Below are 578 nucleotides of genomic sequence, written 5' to 3'. Positions count from 1 at the left end.
GTCCTGCGCGGCGAGTGGGGCAGCAACGGCGCGGTCATCTCGGACAACTCCGCCATGAACAACCACTACATGGACGGCGCCGACGGCGTACTGGCCGGCTCCGACCTCTTTGACTCCATGACCGAGATTGAGTGGAAGCAGCTCAAGAAGTACGAGAACGACCCCGTCGTGGTCTCCGCCATGCGCGACAGCGTCCACCGCATCGCCTACGCGACGCTCAACTCGCTCGCCATGAACGACATCGGCCCGGACACCACCATCGCCTACACCAAGCCCGCCTACGTGCTCGTCGACACCGCGTGCTTCGTGCTCTCCGGCGCAGGCTTCGTGTTCTGTCTGGTCTTCGCCATCGTGAAGAACCGCCGCTTCAAGCGCGAGAACCCCAAGCCCCAGAAGGACGCCTAGCGCGCATCGGGTAAGATAATCCGTGCTGTACCATCGAGGGCGCGCCGGCTGTGCTGCCGGCGCGCCCTTACATGACCCTCGACCCCCAAAGAGGTGCCCTGATGCCCACAAACGCCAACAACGCCCCCGGTGCCCCGGAGCTGCCGGCGCCCGAGCGCAGGCTCGCCCTGCTC

The 578-nt window shown here is 65.7% G+C and carries 1 protein-coding gene; it reads left to right on the top strand.

The window, feature by feature from the left end; genetic code table 11:
• Positions 1–405 (top strand): hypothetical protein (locus ACT84W_RS07480; protein WP_444328747.1); only part of this gene is annotated, 405 nt, incomplete at its 5' end.
• Positions 406–578: the final 173 nt, after the last annotated feature.

Source organism: Paratractidigestivibacter sp., assembly GCF_052362415.1.
In the GTDB taxonomy this organism is placed as follows: domain Bacteria; phylum Actinomycetota; class Coriobacteriia; order Coriobacteriales; family Atopobiaceae; genus Paratractidigestivibacter.
This window is presented reverse-complemented; position numbering and strand designations above follow the sequence as displayed.